The organism is uncultured Duncaniella sp. (assembly GCF_910577345.1).
Classification (GTDB): Bacteria; Bacteroidota; Bacteroidia; order Bacteroidales; family Muribaculaceae; genus Duncaniella.
In genome coordinates this window covers 87,989-88,236 of record NZ_CAJTMT010000014.1, presented here as the reverse complement: position 1 = coordinate 88,236, position 248 = coordinate 87,989, and the positions used below count along the sequence as shown (strand labels likewise).

Annotated in this window: 1 pseudogene (cut by a window edge); it reads left to right on the top strand. The window is 57.7% G+C overall.

The window, feature by feature from the left end:
- Positions 1-248, top strand: a pseudogene (locus QZ310_RS07900) (SusC/RagA family TonB-linked outer membrane protein) (its annotated part continues 2,712 nt past the right edge of the window); the annotation flags it as partial.

The window sequence follows — 248 nt, the reverse complement described above, 5'->3', positions numbered from 1 at the left end:
AAGAACGTTGCCAAGAACGCTACAATCCTTGTATCGTACATCGGCTACAAGACTGAAAAAATCGCAGTCAACGGTCAGACCAACATCAACGTTGTCCTCACCGAAGACTCTGAATCACTCGAAGAAGTCGTCGTCATCGGTTACGGTGGCACCCGCGCCCGCCGCGACCTTACAGGTTCGGTAGGTTCCGTCTCGGGAGCCAAGCTCGCCGCCGTCCCCGTCACCTCAGCCGCCGTTGCCCTCCAGGG